At 64.5% G+C, this 17,420-nt stretch carries 18 protein-coding genes and 2 pseudogenes; 15 read left to right on the forward strand and 5 right to left on the reverse strand.

The annotated features are described in order from the left end of the window. The first annotated feature begins 101 nt into the window (after window positions 1-101). The gene (nadE, locus tag E3T51_RS06350) at window positions 102-923 is read left to right on the forward strand and encodes an ammonia-dependent NAD(+) synthetase (RefSeq protein WP_134528880.1); all 822 of its coding nucleotides are present in this window, start codon (window positions 102-104) and stop codon (window positions 921-923) included. Window positions 924-1,003: 80 nt separating this feature from the next. Here the strand turns inward: nadE and E3T51_RS06355 are convergent, their stop codons facing one another. Beyond that, window positions 1,004-1,762 carry a hypothetical protein gene (locus E3T51_RS06355; protein WP_134528882.1) on the reverse strand — a complete coding sequence of 253 codons (759 nt, stop codon included), beginning with the start codon at window positions 1,760-1,762 and terminating at the stop codon, window positions 1,004-1,006. Window positions 1,763-1,861: 99 nt separating this feature from the next. Further along, complete coding sequence (locus E3T51_RS06360) at window positions 1,862-2,152, reverse strand: hypothetical protein (protein WP_104191021.1); 291 nt, start codon at window positions 2,150-2,152, stop codon at window positions 1,862-1,864. 154 nt (window positions 2,153-2,306) lie between these two features. Here E3T51_RS06360 and msrA point away from each other — a divergent pair, with 154 nt between their 5' ends. From msrA to E3T51_RS06385, 5 genes are all read left to right on the forward strand, one after another. After that, on the forward strand, window positions 2,307-2,831 hold the full coding sequence (gene msrA / locus E3T51_RS06365; RefSeq protein ID WP_134528884.1) for a peptide-methionine (S)-S-oxide reductase MsrA: 525 nt from the start codon (window positions 2,307-2,309) through the stop codon (window positions 2,829-2,831). A gap of 208 nt (window positions 2,832-3,039) precedes the next feature. Further along, a complete protein-coding gene (locus E3T51_RS06370) occupies window positions 3,040-3,579 on the forward strand; it encodes a single-stranded DNA-binding protein (protein ID WP_134528886.1) in 540 nt (179 codons plus the stop codon). A gap of 65 nt (window positions 3,580-3,644) precedes the next feature. Further along, a complete protein-coding gene (locus E3T51_RS06375) occupies window positions 3,645-4,160 on the forward strand; it encodes a DUF6993 domain-containing protein (protein ID WP_166806400.1) in 516 nt (171 codons plus the stop codon). A gap of 8 nt (window positions 4,161-4,168) precedes the next feature. After that, window positions 4,169-5,851, forward strand: coding sequence for an energy-dependent translational throttle protein EttA (gene ettA, locus E3T51_RS06380; protein WP_134528890.1), 1,683 nt, complete (start codon window positions 4,169-4,171; stop codon window positions 5,849-5,851). Window positions 5,852-5,870: 19 nt separating this feature from the next. Next, complete coding sequence (locus tag E3T51_RS06385) at window positions 5,871-6,341, forward strand: acyl-CoA thioesterase (protein ID WP_134528892.1); 471 nt, start codon at window positions 5,871-5,873, stop codon at window positions 6,339-6,341. Between the two features lie 21 nt (window positions 6,342-6,362). On the opposite strand, the gene E3T51_RS06390 is transcribed toward E3T51_RS06385, so the two are convergent. Then, complete coding sequence (locus E3T51_RS06390; protein WP_134528893.1) at window positions 6,363-6,836, reverse strand: QcrA and Rieske domain-containing protein; 474 nt, start codon at window positions 6,834-6,836, stop codon at window positions 6,363-6,365. A gap of 142 nt (window positions 6,837-6,978) precedes the next feature. Here E3T51_RS06390 and E3T51_RS06395 point away from each other — a divergent pair, with 142 nt between their 5' ends. Both E3T51_RS06395 and E3T51_RS06400 read left to right on the forward strand, forming a co-directional pair. After that, entirely contained in the window at window positions 6,979-7,488 is a 510-nt protein-coding gene (locus E3T51_RS06395; RefSeq protein WP_134528895.1) for a sigma-70 family RNA polymerase sigma factor, read from the forward strand. Then, the gene (locus E3T51_RS06400) at window positions 7,485-8,195 is read left to right on the forward strand and encodes a zf-HC2 domain-containing protein (protein ID WP_134528897.1); all 711 of its coding nucleotides are present in this window, start codon (window positions 7,485-7,487) and stop codon (window positions 8,193-8,195) included. Before E3T51_RS06395 ends, E3T51_RS06400 begins: the two co-directional genes overlap by 4 nt. Before the next feature lie 9 nt (window positions 8,196-8,204). Here the strand turns inward: E3T51_RS06400 and E3T51_RS06405 are convergent, their stop codons facing one another. Next, the gene (locus E3T51_RS06405; RefSeq protein ID WP_241989205.1) at window positions 8,205-9,080 is read right to left on the reverse strand and encodes an acyl-CoA thioesterase; all 876 of its coding nucleotides are present in this window, start codon (window positions 9,078-9,080) and stop codon (window positions 8,205-8,207) included. A 68-nt stretch (window positions 9,081-9,148) separates the two neighbouring features. On the opposite strand from E3T51_RS06405, the gene E3T51_RS06410 reads away from it, so the two are divergent. Then, window positions 9,149-9,826, forward strand: coding sequence for a DUF8185 domain-containing protein (locus tag E3T51_RS06410; RefSeq protein WP_134528899.1), 678 nt, complete (start codon window positions 9,149-9,151; stop codon window positions 9,824-9,826). A 4-nt stretch (window positions 9,827-9,830) separates the two neighbouring features. On the opposite strand, the gene E3T51_RS06415 is transcribed toward E3T51_RS06410, so the two are convergent. Beyond that, window positions 9,831-11,390: a PucR family transcriptional regulator gene (locus E3T51_RS06415; RefSeq protein ID WP_134528901.1), complete on the reverse strand. Its 1,560-nt coding sequence runs from the start codon at window positions 11,388-11,390 to the stop codon at window positions 9,831-9,833. A gap of 139 nt (window positions 11,391-11,529) precedes the next feature. On the opposite strand from E3T51_RS06415, the gene gabT reads away from it, so the two are divergent. The 6 genes and pseudogenes from gabT to E3T51_RS06440 all read left to right on the forward strand — a co-directional run bounded on the left by gabT (window position 11,530) and on the right by E3T51_RS06440 (window position 17,408). After that, window positions 11,530-12,909, forward strand: a complete 1,380-nt coding sequence (gene gabT / locus E3T51_RS06420; RefSeq protein ID WP_134528903.1) for a 4-aminobutyrate--2-oxoglutarate transaminase — start codon at window positions 11,530-11,532, stop codon at window positions 12,907-12,909. After that, complete coding sequence (locus E3T51_RS17505; RefSeq protein ID WP_420898415.1) at window positions 12,906-13,235, forward strand: aldehyde dehydrogenase family protein; 330 nt, start codon at window positions 12,906-12,908, stop codon at window positions 13,233-13,235. Before gabT ends, E3T51_RS17505 begins: the two co-directional genes overlap by 4 nt. A 16-nt stretch (window positions 13,236-13,251) precedes the next feature. Further along, window positions 13,252-13,563 (forward strand): annotated as a pseudogene (locus E3T51_RS17510) (aldehyde dehydrogenase family protein); the annotation flags it as partial. After that, window positions 13,505-14,950, forward strand: coding sequence for a flavin monoamine oxidase family protein (locus E3T51_RS06430; RefSeq protein ID WP_338145148.1), 1,446 nt, complete (start codon window positions 13,505-13,507; stop codon window positions 14,948-14,950). The pseudogene E3T51_RS17510 and the gene E3T51_RS06430, both read left to right, overlap by 59 nt. Before the next feature lie 37 nt (window positions 14,951-14,987). Further along, window positions 14,988-15,851: pseudogene (locus tag E3T51_RS17415) on the forward strand (universal stress protein); the annotation flags it as partial. A 6-nt stretch (window positions 15,852-15,857) separates the two neighbouring features. Beyond that, window positions 15,858-17,408: an APC family permease gene (locus E3T51_RS06440; protein WP_134528909.1), complete on the forward strand. Its 1,551-nt coding sequence runs from the start codon at window positions 15,858-15,860 to the stop codon at window positions 17,406-17,408. Window positions 17,409-17,420 lie beyond the last annotated feature (12 nt).

Below are 17,420 nucleotides of genomic sequence, written 5' to 3' on the forward strand. Positions count from 1 at the left end.
TCTTACCGTACGGCAAATCTTCACGACTTTTCGCCGGCACCTTGTGAGATGATTTCGCAGGAAGCGCAGCGCGGATTTTCGAGGATTGCTACATTCAACGTATGCGAGAACTTCAGGCGCGGATCATCGCGGAACTTAACGTCTCACCCACTATCGACCCGTCCGCCGAAGTGCGCCGCCGGGTGAAATTCCTAAAGGAGTATCTGAAGCGCACCGGAGCCCAGGGCTTCGTGCTCGGCATCAGCGGCGGCCAGGACTCCACCCTCGCCGGCCGCCTCTGCGCCCTGGCGGTAGGCGAACTGACCGAGGAAGGGCATCCGGCCACCTTCGTGGCCGTGCGCCTGCCGTACGCGGTGCAGCGCGACGAAGCGGATGCTCAACTCGCCTTGGAATTTATCCGTGCACAATCGCAGGCCACCTTCAACATCGAACCCGCTGTCGACGGGTTCGAGAGCGAGTTTTTAGCGAGCCTCGACGTGGCTATGACGGACTTCACCAAGGGGAACGTCAAGGCGCGCTCACGCATGATCGCCCAGTATGCGGTAGCCGGCCAGCTCGGTCTGCTCGTGGTCGGCACCGACCATGCCGCCGAGGCCGTGACCGGATTCTTCACCAAGTACGGCGACGGCGGCTCCGATATTTTGCCGCTCACCGGCCTGACCAAGCGCCAGGGCCGCGCCCTGTTGTTGGAACTGGGAGCTCCCGAACAGCTCTATTTGAAGGAACCCACCGCCGACCTGCTCGACCGCACTCCTGGCCAAACCGATGAGGCTAACCTCGGTCTGCAGTACGAGCACATCGACGACTTCCTCGAGGGCCAGTCGGTCGAAGACGAAGTGGCCGAGGCCATCGAAGCGCGCTATCTCAACACCGAGCACAAGCGGCGCGTACCTGCGTCACTGTTCGACACGTGGTGGCACTAATCTCCAACGCGGAAAACACAGCACGAGCCGGTCAACGCTGAGAAAGCGCCGACCGACTCGCCGGTTGTCGGAGAGAGCGACTACAGGGTCGGGGCCGCCGACGAACGCGTGAGCGGGTCGGTGCCGCGCACCTCGAGCTTATTCACGTCATCCAAAAGGCGCTGGGTCTCGGTCGAAGCATCCGAAGCCGTCGACGCAGATACGGCAGTGCGGTTGACGACCGCCGGCGTGAGCGGCGCGGCCCGCGCCGGGGAGAGGGCCGAATCGGTTGCGTTGTACTGGTCGTGATGTTGCTGGGCCACCCACGCTTCCTGCTCCGCGAGCAGGCTTTTTTCGGTGGAGGAGTTCTGGGACTTCCATCGGTCAAGATCGCCCTGAAAAATCTTGCGTGCGCGGGCGGGCTTGTTCTGCCACTCGACCAGTCGGTCACGAAACTCCACCAGTGCCGGTTCCAGCTGGTACCCGAACGTAGCGGAGGTGCGCTTGAGTTCGTACAGTTCGTGCGCCGCCCACGTCGCGGCGATTCCCGATCCGCGAATCGGAAGCAGCCGCACCTGAATATCGGCTTGGCCGACCGCCCGATCGCTCATGACCTGTTCCTGCGGGGTGAGGGAATTCCACACGGATGCCTCGGTGGCGGCGTCGACGAGGGTCGCGATAGCGGCCACTTTGATCTCGCGATCGCGCTGGGCAATGAGCCGTTTGATGGCCCCGCGCGAGATCAACGCGGCCAGCAAGCTGGCAATGACGATCGCGCCGATGAACACGACCGCGGTGAAAATCATCGGTCGAGTGCTGACGTCGGTAAACCAGGTTACGAAGTTATTCCACCATTCCATGTGCAGGATTTTATCCGTGCTGAACCCGGTTCTTTGGGATCAGACGCGGCGTGCCCTCAGTCAAGTGCGCTACCGCCCAGTGCACTTGCCGGTGCGGCACTAGCGAAAGCAGTCCACCGCATCGGCGACCCGACAGAACTCGCCGAGGTCTCGGGTGCGGGTCGCGAAGACGATTCGCCGGGCGCTGTATCGGTCGCCGTCGACGCCGACGTGGTGTTCGATATACCCGATGACAGCGCCAGCTGGGTCCACGATACGCCACAGCCCTTCGCGCACGAGGATGAAGCTGCGGCCACGCACCACGGGAAAGGACGGTGTGGGACGTGCCAGTTCGGGGCGTGCTGTGCTGGGCATTGCTGCGCGAAGAATCGGTGCGATGAGAGTGGTCATTCGTGCTCCTCCATAAAAGTTCAGCAGTATCCGCGCCGGCCCCGGTCTCTTTTTTTAGATTAGGGGCGACCACCGACATCCGCTTTGGGCGAACAGAGGGCGTGAGCGCCACGTCGACCGGAGGCTGCAGCGAGCGAGGAGTTAGACTTGTCGGGTGCAAACTTTTGTGATCGCAGGTGGATGTTTTTGGTGTCTCGATGCTGTGTATCGGGTCTTACGCGGAGTGAGCGAAGTCGTGTCGGGGTACACCGGCGGTACGACCGCCAACCCGAGCTACGAAGCGGTCTGCACCGGTCATACCGGTCACGCCGAAGCTGTCGCGGTGACTTTCGATCCCGATGTCATTCCAGCCAGCGTGATTCTCGACGTATTTTTCACCCTGCACGACCCCACCCAGCTCAATCGGCAGGGTAACGATGTGGGTACCCAGTACCGGTCGGCAATGTTCTACACCGACGATGCGCAGAAGCAGCTGTTCGAGACGGCCCGCGAGCGGGCAAGTGAATGGTGGGGCGCCGGCATCACGACCACGATCGAGCAGCTCGGCGACTACCACGAGGCCGAGGACTACCACCAGGACTTCTTCAACAAGAATCCCGGTCAGGGTTATTGCATGGCGGTTGCCGTGCCCAAGGTCAACAAGATTCGCAAGTCGTACTCGCAGTACCTGGTCAGTTAGCTCCTCCTCCACAGCCATTCGGCTGCGTCATTCTCCCCTGATCGCCAACGGCTTGCGCCACGGCGTCTTTCCGGGCAGCACACTCGCAGTGTGCGACCCGGGAACGGCAAAGAATGGCACGAGTTGCCGTTCCCGGGTCGCGTGCGCCGGGTGTTCGCTCGGCGGCTGACGCGTGCGTGTTCACGCGAAGACCGTGCCGGGAGAAACTATGAGCGACCACATCACCGTATCCGGAATCATCGGCACCGTCCCGCGCCGCAGTGTGGCCAAGAACGGCGCCCCCATCACGTCCTTTCGACTGGCCTCCCGCCAGAGTCATCGTGACCGCACGAAAGATGAGTGGGTTGAGGACGAGAGCAGCTGGTACTCCGTCTCGACGTTCCGCCAGCTAGCCACAAACGCGGCGTCGTCGCTCGCAAAAGGCCAACACGTCATCGTGAGTGGCCGGTTGGTCATTCGCAGGTGGACCAACGCCGAACGATCCGGAATTGCCGTTGAAATCCTTGCCGACGCTCTCGGCCACGACCTCACCTGGTACACCACGATGCCGGTGCGCAGCGGTGCTTCCTCACGCACCCCTGCCGATCAGACCGGGCCAGAACCGGCGGACTCTGCAGAGTCTGCAGAGTCCGCCGAATCGGCCATCGCGTATGAAGCGGAAAGCGGGCATATCGACCGTTCCGAAGACGGCTTTGTTCCGACCGACACCGACGCTGATCGAGATGCATATGCCCGTTTAGACTCGTAGCATCGTCTACATGGGTGGACAGGGGGAGGCAGTTCGTGAGCACGGCGAAACCAGCATGGCAGAGTGTGAGCGCGAGAGCAGCGCAACGGCGTGCACGCCGGCCCCAGTTCGTGATGGGTATGGTGAGCGCTGGGCTGCTCCTCGGGCTCAGCCTGACTTCGTGCAGCGGTGTCCCAACAGAATCCCCGGCTAACGACACGGTGCCGTCCGACTCCGCCGCGCCTGAGCCCTCGGCCACGCCGGCGTCTGATCCGACGCTCTTGCCGGACGGAACCGCTGCCGAGAATCTGATGTACTTCAACTTTCTCGCTGCCGCTGTCACCAAGGCCAATCCCGCAGCCGACGGACGCGCTTACATCGACGCGCTCGTGGCCGGCGGGTTTGACCGAGCCGCAATGGAGGTGACTTTTGATCGTACCCAGGCGGATCTAGCCGCCGACTCCATCCAGTTCTCGGTAAGCATCGCCGATGAGTGCCTGATCGGGCAGATCGGACCGGCCAGCGACGGCTTCCACAGCGTAGTTGCGCCCATTTTGTCGACCGGTTTGTGTCTTGTTGGGTCCACCCGGCAAATAGACTGATAAGCACTATGGCCGAATTTATTTACTCAATGGTCCGCGCTCGCAAGGCGATCGGCGAAAAGCTGATTCTTGACGACGTCACCATGTCCTTTTTTCCCGGCGCCAAGATTGGTGTGGTCGGCCCGAACGGTGCCGGAAAGTCCACCATTTTGAAGATCATGGCGGGCCTGGACACCCCCAGCAATGGCGAGGCGAGACTCTCCCCGGGCTACACCGTCGGCATCCTCATGCAGGAGCCGCAGCTCGACGAGAGCAAGACCGTACTGGAGAACGTGCAGGAGGGCGTCGGGCCGATCAAGGCCAAGGTCGACCGCTTCAACGAGATCAGCCTCGCCCTTGGCGAGCCCGACGCAGATTTTGACACGCTTCTCGCCGAAATGGGCGTACTACAGGAAGCCATCGATGCAGCGGATGCCTGGGACCTTGATTCCCAGCTCGAGCAAGCCATGGACGCCCTCCGCACCCCGCCGGGTGACTCCGAGGTGGCCAACTTGTCCGGTGGTGAGAAACGCCGCGTGGCGCTGACCAAACTGCTGCTGCAGAAGCCTGATCTGCTGCTTCTCGACGAGCCCACCAACCACCTCGACGCTGAGAGCGTGCTCTGGCTCGAACAGCATCTGGCTAAATACCCGGGCGCTGTACTGGCCGTCACTCACGACCGGTACTTCCTCGACCACGTGGCCGAGTGGATCGCCGAGATCGACCGCGGACACCTGTATCCGTATGAGGGCAACTACTCCACCTACCTCGAGAAGAAGCAGGAACGTCTGCTCGTGCAGGGCAAGAAGGATGCGAAGCTGTCGCGCCGTCTCGCCGACGAACTTGAGTGGGTGCGCTCCAACGCCAAGGGCCGCCAGGTGAAGTCCAAGGCGCGACTGGCTCGCTACGAAGAGATGGTCACCGCCGCCGAAAGCACGCGGAAACTCGATTTTGAGGAGATCGTAATTCCGGTCGGCCCGCGCCTCGGTGCCCAGGTTATCGACGCAACTAAGCTGGAGAAGGGGTTCGATGGGCGCGTACTCATCGACAACCTCAGTTTCACCCTGCCGCGTAACGGCATCGTGGGAATCATCGGCCCGAACGGTGTGGGAAAGACCACGCTGTTCAAGACCATTGTCGGCCAGGAGCCCCTCGACGGCGGCGATCTGAAGATTGGCGAAACGGTCGACATTTCCTACGTCGACCAGGACCGCGGAGGCATCGACCCGAACAAGACGCTGTGGGAAGTTGTCTCCGATGGGCAGGACTATATCCAGGTCGGCAAGACCGAGATTCCGTCGCGTGCTTACGTGTCGACCTTCGGCTTCAAGGGTCCAGACCAGCAGAAGAAAGCCGGTGTGCTCTCCGGTGGTGAGCGCAACCGGCTGAACCTGGCCCTCACCCTGAAGCAGGGCGGCAACCTCCTGCTGCTCGACGAGCCCACTAACGACCTGGACGTTGAAACTCTCGGTTCGCTCGAGAATGCGCTGCTCGAATTTCCCGGTTGCGCCGTGGTGATTACTCACGACCGGTGGTTCCTCGACCGAGTGGCCACGCACATCCTCTCCTATGAGGGAACCGACGACAATCCGGCCAACTGGTATTGGTTCGAGGGCAACTTCGAGTCGTACGAGCAGAGCAAGATCGAGCGTCTCGGACCCGACGCGGCCAAGCCGCACCGCTCGGCCTACCGCAAGCTCACCCGGGACTGAGACGAACCACGGAGAACTTGTGAAGCTGCACGTACCGATTCGCCTGCGCTGGTCCGACCTCGACGCCTACGGTCACGTCAACAATGCCGAGATGCTGCGCCTGCTCGAAGAGGCGCGCATCCTGGCATTCTGGGTGACCGAAGACGACGGGGCGATCGGCGCGAGCACGGCCGTGCTCGACGGTCGCCCGGGAGCGGCGACCCTGACGCTTATCGCGCGGCAGGAAATTGAATATCTCGCGCCGGTACCCTATTTGCGCCAGCCGCTTGACGTGCGACTATGGCTCGGCAAACTCGGCGGGGCCAGCCTGGACGTCTGCTACGAGGTCTACAGCCCGGACGGTGTCTCGCCCGAGTTGTTGTACGCCCGGGCGAACACGACCATCGTGCTCGTCGACGCGGCAACCGAGCGGCCGCGCCGCATCAACGACACTGAACGTGCGGCATGGTCGCCATACCTCGACGCACCGATCGAGTTTGCCCGGCGCTGAGCCGAACCGGATGGCTGGTCGCTAACCAGCCATGACCGTGTCGCCGTCGACCGTGACAGTCACCTTGTCGAGTGCCCGCGCGGCCGGGCCGCCCAATACTTCCCCGGTGGCGAGGTCAAACCGCGATTGGTGACACGGGCAGTCGAATTCGGTTTCCGCCGGCTCCACCTTGCATCCTTTGTGAGTGCAAATAGCACTGAAACCGACGACCACACCGGCCGTGGGCTGGGCCAGCAGAATCGGTTGACCATCCAGTGTGGCCGCGATGCCGCCCCCGATCGGAATATCAGCGAGTTTTGCGACCTCGATTGCCGCTTGGCCGGTATCAGTGGCCGAGCCACTCGGATCCGTCGTAGCTGGGCTGGCGGGCTTTGTGGTGGTGTCAGGGGTGCTGGTGGCCGGGGTGCTGCTGCAGGCGGCCAGAGTCACCGCCGCCGCAGCGCTCCCTCCGGCCAGGAGCATGTTGCGACGGGACAGGTCGAGTTCCGGTGTCATGACTCTCCTTGAAGGACGTGTTCGCGGGTAGGTTTGCGTTGCTGTAATTATCAACGAAGCGGTATCCGATTCGGTGCACTGATTCACGGCTGCAATTGAACCACGTTCTCCGAATATTCGTGTTAAGCAGCGGAGGTAAGTCATGGCCGATGAGCGCGCCGAACTCTTGCGGGCCCTCCACGACGAACACGGGCCTCTCCTGTGGCGCTACGTCGTGCGGCTAACCCACGACACAGCCCTCGCCGACGACGTCGTGCAGGAGACGTTGCTGCGCGCCTGGCGTCGCCCGCGGCTGCTGGACCAGACCGAGGTCTCGGCCAGGGCCTGGCTGTTCACCGTGGCCCGCAACCTCGTGATCGACGACCGACGCTCGGCCAGAGCACGGCACGAGGTGCCGACCGATCAACTGCCCGAAGTGCCAACCGACGACCAGACTGACGCCCTGCTGGACGCCTGGCTGGTTGCCGATGCCTTGAACGACCTGTCACCGGATCACCGCGCCGTCATCGTCTGCGCCTACTACCGGGGGCAGTCGGTGGCGGAAACCGCGCGGGAACTGGTCGTGCCGGAAGGAACAGTGAAATCCAGGCTGCACTACGGCCTGCGAGCACTGCGACTGGCACTGCAAGAACGAGGTGTGACGGAGCGATGACCACTCCAGCAGATCTATACAGCGACTGGGACGGTGCCTACGTGCTGGGCTCCCTGTCGCCGGGCGACCGCCGGGACTACGAACGGCATCTCAATGACTGTGCCGCCTGCAGCCAGGCTGTCGCTCACCTTGCCGGGTTGCCAGGGCTGCTCGCCCTGGTTCCGCTGGACCAGGCCCTGCACCTTGGCCCGGCGACGCAGGCGGCAACGGATGCCGGCGCGTCACCTTCCGCCGAACTGTTACCGCGCTTGTTGCAGGCTGCCAGGGCGCGCTCCCGGCGCACCCGCTGGGTCGGTGTGGGAGCCGCGCTGGCAGCCGCCGCGATTGCAGCATCCGCTGCCCTGGTCGTGCCTGGCTGGCTGGACCAACGAGTCACCAGTGCCAGGCAACCGGCCGTAGCCATGACCGCGGTGGTTCCAAGCCCGCTCACCGCGACGTTTCGCCTGACCGGTGAAGACTGGGGGACCCGCATCGACGCGAGCTGCAGCTATGCAAAGAGCGGAAACGACTTCGGACCGCAGCCCTATGCCCTGTTCGTGACCGACACCGCCGGCGACGAAAGCCTGGTGGCGAGTTGGATTGCCGGCCCGGGCACCACGGTTGCTGCTGCCGCAACGACGAGCGTCGCTGAGAACGACATCGCGAGCGTTGACATCCGATGGATGCCCGACGAGCGGGTGCTCCTGGAATCCAAACCGACCTGGTAGGTGTTCGAATCACTCGAGAACGATGGGTACGCGCAGCATGCCCTCCTGCGCCACGGTGGCCAGCAGCACGCCGTCGCGGCTGAAGATGCTGCCCGTGGCGAGGCCGCGACCGCCCTGGGCGCTCGGTGAATCCTGCACGTAGAGCAGCCATTCGTCGACCCGACCGAAACGGTGCCACCACATGGCGTGGTCGAGGCTCGCGACCTTGAGGCCGGGGGAAGACCAGGCGATGCCGTGCCGACGCAGGATCGGCTCCATGATCGAGTAATCGCTGGCGTAGGCCAGGGCGGCGCGGTGCAGATCGGGGTCGTCGGGCAAAGGCGAAAAAGTTTTCATCCATACGGCTTGCCGGGAGGTGTGTTCTCCGTTCACCTTGAGGTAGATCGGTGAAGGAACGTGCCGCATATCGAAAGGGCGCTCGCTCGCCCAGTAACGGGCCACCGAATGATCGATGTGTTTAAGCGAATCGGATGCCGTTGGCAGGCTCTCCGGATCGGGGACATCCTTCGGCATCTCGATGTGGTGTTCCAGACCCTCATCGGCGTCCTGGAACGAGGCGATCATTGACAGGATCGGCACGCCGTCCTGGTAGCACTGGGTGCGGCGGGTGGAGAACGAGCGGCCGTCGTGAATGCGTTCGACCGAGAAGGTGATTGGTTGGTTCACATCGCCGGGACGCAGAAAATATCCGTGCATGGAGTGCACGTGGCGTTCGTCGGGTACGGTGCGCATCGCGGCGACGAGGGACTGGGCCAGCACTTGCCCGCCGAACACGCGGCCCAGCGGCATCCACTGGGACGGACCGGTGAAGATGTCTTCATTGGTGCGGGCACCGGTGTCGGTGAGATCGAGGACGGCCAGAAGGCCTTCCATCGGCTTGTGCATGCTGTCTCCTCGGGCAAGTTCGCGACCGCGGCACGCGGATGTTTCGTATCTTGGTAGTTTAGGAGATGATGAGCCAGTCATTCACTCTTACCGATTCCCAGTCCCTCAGCGATTTGATCGTGTTTCTTTCACGCTCCGGCCGCGTCCTCGATGGTTCCGTGCGCCTCATGGCGTCCGAGGGCGTTCTCGCCGTGTACACCGCCATTTTCTATCCTCGCGGTCTGCTCGACGCGAGCCCGACCGTGCTGGGGCTGCGCACCTTCGCCTTGACGGAGCCGGTCGACCTCGACACGGTTGTACCGGTGCGGTCGCTGCTGGAACGCCTCAAACGCCTCGAATCCACCGCGCAGGACCTCACCGTGTCGGTCATCGTGACCGTTCCGCTGGAGGTGAATACCGTGACCTGGACCGGCATCTCCCCGCCAAAAGGCGGCTGGGAACCACACGGCCAGACGCCGGCGTCGCACCTCGAAGCGGCTGCCCGCGAGGGCATCGACGAGGTTGCCGCCGCCGTGCCGGAGGGCACCAGAGAGTTGATCGTCGAACGCGTGCGCTCCGAGGTCTGGGGCCGTCCGGTCGAGGGGCTCGAATTCGTACCGACCGGGGCTGGTTTCGCAGCCTTCAGCCTCGGCTTTCTCGCCGACGACGAACCGGTGCACCTGTTCGAGTCGGGACTGTGGACCCGCCTCAGCACGAGTCGCGGCCACGTTCTCGTGCGACGCAAGCCGTGGACCCTCAAGAACTGACTCGCTACGCGGTAGCGCTGTCGGTCGCGAGTAGGGCCGCCCAGACGTCGGCGCGCGCCGGGAAGGAGCCCAAGTCGCGGGCGAGCAGCCGCTCCGCCTGCTGAATGCGCGTGCGCACCGTGTGCCGGTGCACGCCGAGTTGGGCGGCGGCCTCGCTGAAGTGCCCGTTGCAGAGCAGCCAGATGCGAAGGGTGCCCAGCAACTCGGTGGAGTGCGCCCGATCGTGCGCCATCACGGGTGCGAGGGTGGCCAGGCCAACCTCACGGGCATCCGTTCTGGCCAGCAGCGCCAGCACACCCTGCCGGGCGACGAGACTGAACTCGGTCAGGCCCGGCGCGCGCTCCCGAGCCCGGGCGAGCGCCTGCTGGGCTTGATCGAGGGCGCGGGGAAGTTGGCGGTAGCTGCTCGGTTCAGACAGGCCGGCGTGCAGCTCGAAGAGTGCGCACAGATCAGAGAGGATGCCGTGGGCTGCACGGTCGACACACGCCACGATGGTGTCGTCCTGGCGGGCGAAGAACAGCTGCCCGGGGGAGTCCTCGACGCGCAGTTCCAGGTAGTCGGTGATGGCGTCACGGCGCGGAGCGGGCGCATCGACGACGGCGACGAGCACCGGGGCCGCGGGCAGGGCACCCCACATCTGTCGAGAGATCTGGTCGACCAGAGTGTGATCGCCGACGAGCAGGGTGTTCAACAGCCCGGAGCGCAACAATCCCTGAGCACGACCAAGAGCGTTGTTCTGCTCGAGGGCGAGGCCGGCCAGGGCGATGACGCTCGTGACGACTTCAGTGCTGGCCTGGTCGAGGGCGAGGGGGCCGCCGAGGGCGAGCACGCCGCGCAGGTGGTCATGGCCGCCGAGGGTCTGCAGAGTCAGGGTCTCACCACCGGCTTCAACGGTGCTGCTGGAACGCGCTCCGCGGGTCAGCAGGCGCCGAGCCTCGAACTGCACGGTGGCGAGTGCGTCGGGTGCTGCTGCGAAGGTGGCGTGCGGAAAGACCCGGTCGAGGGCTCCGCTCGCATCGAACAGGGCCACCCAGTGACCGAGCTGCCTTGAGAGTTCAGCGAGCGTCGCGCTCAAGCCGTCGGGGCGTAGCGCGGCGAGCGCGATGGCACGCTGTGCCTTGAGGGCCCAGGTGGCCCGCGCATACCGATCCTCCGCCACGAGGTCGCCGGCCGCCCGCGCCACTGCAATGAACGGGGTGCGATACGGAACCTCGAACAGTGGCAGCCCGAACGCGCCGCAGGCGGCGATCAGCCCGTCCGGCGTGCCGTCCCGAACCACTTCGGTGCCGAAACCGAGGGCAGTGATACCGCATTCACTCAGGCGTTGCACGTAAAGGATGTAGTCGGCATCCGCTGCCGGATCGCTGCCGAACTGGGTACCGGTCGTCAGTAGTACCTGGTTAGCGGAAAGAAACGGTGTCGGATCGGCCAGGTCGGAGCTGTGCACCCACTCGACGGTGCGGTCGAGTATTGCCGGTCGTGCGGGCGCGGTCTCGCCAGAATCGTTGAAGAGGGTGAGCCCGAGGTTCGTATCGGCGAGCAGCAGGCGCAAATTGGGGAGCATGAGTGCCTTATACAGGTGGGCGAGTTAATTATGACGAATTATACAGTCTGAATAGAGTGTGGCGCCCGGGTTCTGCCTAGCATTACCGCATTGGTACCGTGGCCGCGGTGCAGCCCGTCGCTTCGGATCGGAAACTCTCATGACAGTCGTAGACACTGCGCGCCGCACCAACACCCCGCTCGGCGGCCCCACGCTGGCCCAGGAACGCAAGCTGGTCACGAGCATCCCCGGGCCGAAATCACGACGCCTGAGCGAACGCAAGGCCCAAGCGGTGTCGGCCGGCGTCGGAATCTCGCTGCCCGTCTACGTGGTCGCCGCCGGCGGAGGCGTGCTCGTCGACGTCGACGGCAACTCCCTGATCGACCTCGGGTCGGGCATCGCCGTGACCGGTGTCGGCAACAGTGCCCCGCGGGTGGTTGCAGCCGTGGCCGCCCAGCTGGCCCAGTTCACCCACACCTGCTTCACCGTGGCGCCCTATGACTCCTACATCGCAGTAGCCGAAGCCCTGAACCGCCTCACTCCCGGGGATCACGAGAAACGCAGCGTACTGTTCAACTCCGGCGCCGAAGCGGTGGAGAACGCCGTCAAGATTGCCCGGCATTTCACCGGCAAGCAGGCCGTCGTAGCCTTCGACCACGCCTACCACGGCCGCACCAACCTCACCATGGGGCTGACCGCCAAGAACCAGCCGTACAAAAACGGGTTCGGTCCCTTCGCTCCTGAGGTGTACCGGGCGCCGATGTCGTATCCCCTGCGCGACGGAGGACTCGACGGTGTGGCAGCGGCGAACCGCGCCATCTCGCAGATCGAGAAGCAGATCGGCGCGAGCAACCTCGCAGCGGTCATTATCGAACCCATTCAGGGCGAGGGCGGCTTCATCGTCCCAGCGCCGGGCTTCCTCGGCACTCTGCTGGCCTGGTGCCGTGCCAACCAGGTCGTGTTTATCGCCGATGAAATTCAGACCGGCTTTGCCCGCACCGGCCACATGTTCGCCTGCGAGCACGAGGGCATCGTGCCCGACCTGATCTGCACCGCCAAGGGCATCGCCGGGGGACTGCCGCTATCGGCCGTCACCGGCCGGGCCGACATCATGGATTCTCCCCAGGCCGGCGGCCTCGGTGGTACCTACGGCGGCAACCCGCTCGCCTGCGCCGCCGCGCTCGCCACGATCGATACCTACGAGAGCGACCACCTGGTCGAGCGCGCCGCAGAAATCGGAACGATCATGGGCGAGCGCCTCGGCTCTCTCGCTGCGGCCGACCCGCGCATCGGGGAAGTGCGCGGCCGCGGCGCCATGATGGCCATCGAGCTCGTCGATCCGACGACGGGGGAGCCGGATGCCGCGCTCACCGGCCGCGTCATCGCCGCCGCCCACGCAGCGGGCGTCATCCTGCTCGGCTGCGGAACGTATGGCAACGTCATCCGCTTTCTGCCGCCGCTCAGCATTCCCGACGCTTTGCTGCTCGAGGGCCTGCAGGTTCTCGCCGAGGCGCTGGCCGCCGATTCGGCGGCAGTATGAGCACCGTGATCGAGGGTGTACTGCCCCCGTCCACCGCCGAGCGAAGCGCGGCACTTTTGGCCCGCGTACCCGACCAGCTCTACATCAACGGACAGTGGGTAGCCGGAACCGGAGAGCGGATCCTGCTTGAGATGGGCAAGTCGATCGCCGAAGCCAACGGCGACGTCAGCCACGGCGGCGAGCTTCTGCGCTGGTTCAGCGAAGAGGCCGTGCGCATCAGCGGTCGCTACGGTGCCAATCCGGAGGGTACAGGCACGATGGTCGTCACCCACCGACCGGTGGGCCCTCGCTACCGGATCACGCCGACCTTCGGCTGCGCAAGCTGAGCTTCACGGGGTCGACAGTCGCCTCGTGCGGGAAGAGATCTTTGGCCCGGTCGTCGGCATTAGAACCTTCGAAACAGACGAAGAGGCTATCAAATTAGCAAATAACACCGAATATGGTCTGACGGGATATGTTTTCACCACCGATATCGCACGTGCGCACCGTATGATCGACAGGATCGACACCGGAAAGATGGGGCTGAATACCGGCCTTGTTTCCAACGCAGCAGCGCCTTTCGGCGGTGTCAAACGGTCCGGCCTCGGTCGGGAGGGTGGCCCCGAAGGCATCCACGACCTCTCGACCAAATACACCCTCATTCCCTCGTCGTAGTCCGACCAGCAATACAGGAGCAACCATGACCACGATTGATCGTGACGTCGTTATCATCGGTGCCGGGGCATCCGGTCTCACCGCCGCCACAGCATTGCACAAAGCCGGCCTCACTGTGGCCGTACTTGAAGCGCGCGACCGCGTCGGCGGGCGCCTGTGGACCGACGAGATCGAGGGCGCCATGCTCGAGATCGGCGGCCAGTGGGTCTCGCCCGACCAGCACGCCCTCAAGGACACGCTGGCCGAGCTGGGCCTTGCCACCTACCCGCGCTATCGTTCCGGCCAAAACGTCTACATCAACGGTGCCGGCGTGGTCAGTCGGTTTGACGGCGAGATCTTTCCGGTTCCGGAAGGTACCGAGGCGCAAATCGTGGGTCTGATCGAGAAACTCGACGCCCTTGTGGCCGAGATCGACCCCGACAGCCCGTGGGAGCATCCGCTCGCCAAGGAACTCGACGAGGTGTCGTTCAGCCACTGGCTGGAGACGCAGACCGACGACCAGGAAGCCCGCGACAACATCGGTATGTTCATCGCCGGGGCGATGCTCACCAAGCCGGCGCACGCGTTCTCCGCGTTGCAGGCCTTGCTCATGGCAGCGAGCGCCGGGTCGTTCAGCAACCTCGTCGACTCCGATTTCATTCTCGACGAGCGCGTCATCGGCGGGCTGCAGCAGGTGCCGCTGCTTTTGGCCGAGAAGCTCGGCGGCGACGTCTACCTCGGGCAGCCGGTGCGCAGCGTGACCTGGAACGATGCGGGTGTCACCATCGTCGCCGACGGTATGACGGTGACTGCCCGGCACGCCATCGTGGCGGTTCCGCCGCCCCTGATCAGCCGGATCAGCTTCGTGCCGCCCCTGCCGCGTCGCCAACAGCAACTGCACCAGCACCTCTCCATGGGCTTTGTGATCAAGGTGCATGCGGTCTACGAGACGCCGTTCTGGCGCGCCGACGACCTCTCCGGCACGGCGTTCAGCCCGTACGAGCTTGTGCACGAGGCGTACGACAACACCAACTTTGCGGACCCACGCGGCACCCTCGTCGGGTTCGTCTCCGATGAAGAAGCGGATGCCGTCTTCGCGCTGAGCGCCGACGAGCGCAAGGCCCGCATCCTCGAGTCGCTCTCGCACTACTACGGCGAGCAAGCGCTGCACCCGGTCGTCTACTACGAAAGCGACTGGGGCTCCGAAGAGTGGACCCGCGGCGCCTACGCGGCGAGCTTCGACATGGGTGGGCTCGCCAGGTACGGTTCCGAACTCCGCAGCCCCGTCGGCCCGATCTCCTTCTCGTGCAGCGACATGGCCGGAAAGGGCTACCAGCACGTGGACGGCGCCATCCGGGTCGGGCAAGACACTGCAGCGGCGATCATCGCTCTCAGGGTGAGAGCGTGAGGTTTTTGGTCGGCTAACCCCCACCCCGGCGGGAGCGGATGCCCTCGCCCTCGGTGTGCGCCTCGCCCGCGCGCCGGGCGCCGAGCTCGACGTTGTGCTCGTGCTCAACGCGGGGGACCGGGCCACACTCACCCCCGCCGATCCCGGCTACGACCGGCTGTTGCTGGAGACGGCCGAGGCCTGGCTGGCCGAAGCGCTCACCCTTGTGCCCGCCGGCATCTCGGTGCACACCCACCTCGAACACGCCGATTCCTTCACCCGGGGGCTGCTCGCCGCTGCCGCCCGACTGCAGGCGAACCTGATCGTGGTGGGCGCGGCCACTCACGGACTGCTCGGGCGCTTCGCGATCGGCAGTGTTGCCGGCGGGCTCCTGCATTCTGCGCACGTGCCAGTGGCGCTCGCTCCGGAAGGGTCCAGGGTCATGGGTACCGACGAACCGATCGGCCGGGTGACCTGCGCGGTCGGCACTAAACCGGGGGCCGACGGACTACTGGCGGCCGGCATCCGCTTGGCGCGCACAGTGGATGCCCCGCTTCGGCTGGTCTCCCTCGTCGCGATCGACCGCCCCGGCACCGACGCGCAGACCATTCAGCTGGCCACCGACCATGCCAAGGGCGTGCTCGACTATGCCACTGACCACCTAGTGGACGGAGTCAAGGTGACGGCCAGTGTCGCCTCCGGTACCACGATCGAGCACGCCGTGCGCGGCCTGTATTGGGACCCCGCCGAGGTCTGCCTGGTCGGCTCCAGCCGGCTCGCCCAGCCCCATCGCCTTTTTCTGGGTTCGATCGCGGCGAAGATGCTGCGCGAATTGCCGGTGCCACTCATTGTGGTGCCGCGAGATTTCAATGTGTTGCCGGATTTCACCGAGACAGATTTCACCGAGACAGTGGAGGAATAAGCGACCATGACTCAAGAGCTCAACGCCAGCGCAGCCGTTGACCAGACATCCGGAGGCATCTCCAAGAAGGGCCTCAGTGCCGGCTCTGTCGGTCTCGTCGGGGCCGTCATCATCGGCATTTCCTGCATCGCCCCCGCTTACACCCTGACCGGCGCGCTCGGCCCCACGGTGGCCGAGGTCGGTTTGCAGCTGCCGGCGATCTTCGTAGCCGGGTTCATCCCAATGTTGCTCGTTGCCCTCGGCTACCGCGAGTTAAACAAGGCAATTCCCGACAGCGGCACGAGCTTCACCTGGGCGACCGGGGCCTTCGGGCCGTGGATTGGCTGGATGGCAGGGTGGGGCCTCATAGCCGCGACCGTCGTGGTGCTCAGCAACCTTGCCGGTATCGCGGTCGACTTCTTCTACCTGATGCTCTCGCAGATCTTCGGCAACAGCGCCGAGATCGCGGGCCTGGCCGGTAATCCCTTCATCAACGTCGGCACCTGTCTGTTGTTCATTCTGATCGCCACCTGGATCAGCTACCGGGACATGCAGACCACGCAGAAGGTGCAGTACTGGCTGGTCGGCTTTCAGCTGATCGTGCTGGTCGGCTTTGGCCTCATGGCCGTCGTGCACATTGCCAACGGATCAGCGTTCGACCCGACACCGGTCTCGCTCTCGTGGTTCAACCCCTTTGCCGTTACTTCATTCTCGGCCTTCGCTGCCGGTCTGAGCCTGTCGATCTTCATCTTCTGGGGCTGGGACGTCACTCTGACCATGTCAGAAGAGACCAAGGGCTCCCGCTCGACGCCCGGCCGGGCCGCGACCCTGACCGTGATCATCGTCATGGTGCTCTACCTGTTCGTCGCCATAGCCGCCCTCTCCTTCGCCGGCGTCGGCGGCGACGGCGTTGGGCTTGGCAACCCGGAGATTCAGGGCAACGTGTTCTTCGCCCTCGCCGGACCGGCACTCGGACCGTTCGCCATACTCATGTCCATCGCTGTGCTTTCGAGCTCGGCCGCTTCGTTGCAGTCCACCTTCGTATCGCCAGCACGCACCCTGCTCGCGATGGGCCACTACGGTGCCCTGCCGCCGGCCTACGCCAGGGTGAGCCCGCGATTCTTCACCCCCGGGTATGCCACCATCGCCTCCGCTGTCGTGGCCGCCGGTTTCTACACGATCATGCGTTTCGTCAGCGAAGACGTGCTCGGGGACACCATCACGACGCTCGGCATGATGATCTGCTTCTACTACAGCCTCACCGCGTTCGCCTGCGTCTGGTACTTTCGCCGGCAGTGGTTTGCCACTGTGAGGAACGCCTTCTTCACCTTCGTGTTTCCGCTGATCGGCGGCATTATTCTGGCGGTGCTGTTCTGCACGACCCTGGTCGATAGCATGGACCCGAATTACGGCAGCGGCTCCGAGATCTTCGGACTCGGCTTGGTCTTCGTGCTCGGCATGGCGATTCTCCTGATCGGCGTCGTCATCATGATCGTGCAGGCCCGGGTGCGCCCCGCATTCTTCCGCGGCGAGACGCTCAGCCTGGCCGCGCCGCGCTACGGCGAGCACGAGGAGTAGCCGTGCTGCGGC

It is taken from the genome of Cryobacterium serini, assembly GCF_004404025.1.
Taxonomy (GTDB): Bacteria; Actinomycetota; Actinomycetes; order Actinomycetales; family Microbacteriaceae; genus Cryobacterium; species Cryobacterium serini.

Excerpts from the sequence above, each read along its gene's own strand:
- E3T51_RS06410 (WP_134528899.1), top strand. The coding sequence starts at position 9,149 with ATGAGCCAGTCATTCACTCTTACCGATTCCCAGTCCCTCAGCGATTTG.
- E3T51_RS06355 (WP_134528882.1), bottom strand. The coding sequence starts at position 1,762 with ATGGAATGGTGGAATAACTTCGTAACCTGGTTTACCGACGTCAGCACT.
- E3T51_RS06370 (WP_134528886.1), top strand. The coding sequence starts at position 3,040 with ATGAGCGACCACATCACCGTATCCGGAATCATCGGCACCGTCCCGCGC.
- ettA (WP_134528890.1), top strand. The coding sequence starts at position 4,169 with ATGGCCGAATTTATTTACTCAATGGTCCGCGCTCGCAAGGCGATCGGC.
- gabT (WP_134528903.1), top strand. The coding sequence starts at position 11,530 with ATGACAGTCGTAGACACTGCGCGCCGCACCAACACCCCGCTCGGCGGC.
- E3T51_RS06395 (WP_134528895.1), top strand. The coding sequence starts at position 6,979 with ATGGCCGATGAGCGCGCCGAACTCTTGCGGGCCCTCCACGACGAACAC.
- nadE (WP_134528880.1), top strand. The coding sequence starts at position 102 with ATGCGAGAACTTCAGGCGCGGATCATCGCGGAACTTAACGTCTCACCC.
- E3T51_RS06415 (WP_134528901.1), bottom strand. The coding sequence starts at position 11,390 with ATGCTCCCCAATTTGCGCCTGCTGCTCGCCGATACGAACCTCGGGCTC.
- E3T51_RS06390 (WP_134528893.1), bottom strand. The coding sequence starts at position 6,836 with ATGACACCGGAACTCGACCTGTCCCGTCGCAACATGCTCCTGGCCGGA.
- E3T51_RS06440 (WP_134528909.1), top strand. The coding sequence starts at position 15,858 with ATGACTCAAGAGCTCAACGCCAGCGCAGCCGTTGACCAGACATCCGGA.
- E3T51_RS06360 (WP_104191021.1), bottom strand. The coding sequence starts at position 2,152 with ATGACCACTCTCATCGCACCGATTCTTCGCGCAGCAATGCCCAGCACA.
- E3T51_RS06400 (WP_134528897.1), top strand. The coding sequence starts at position 7,485 with ATGACCACTCCAGCAGATCTATACAGCGACTGGGACGGTGCCTACGTG.
- E3T51_RS06405 (WP_241989205.1), bottom strand. The coding sequence starts at position 9,080 with ATGCACAAGCCGATGGAAGGCCTTCTGGCCGTCCTCGATCTCACCGAC.
- E3T51_RS17505 (WP_420898415.1), top strand. The coding sequence starts at position 12,906 with ATGAGCACCGTGATCGAGGGTGTACTGCCCCCGTCCACCGCCGAGCGA.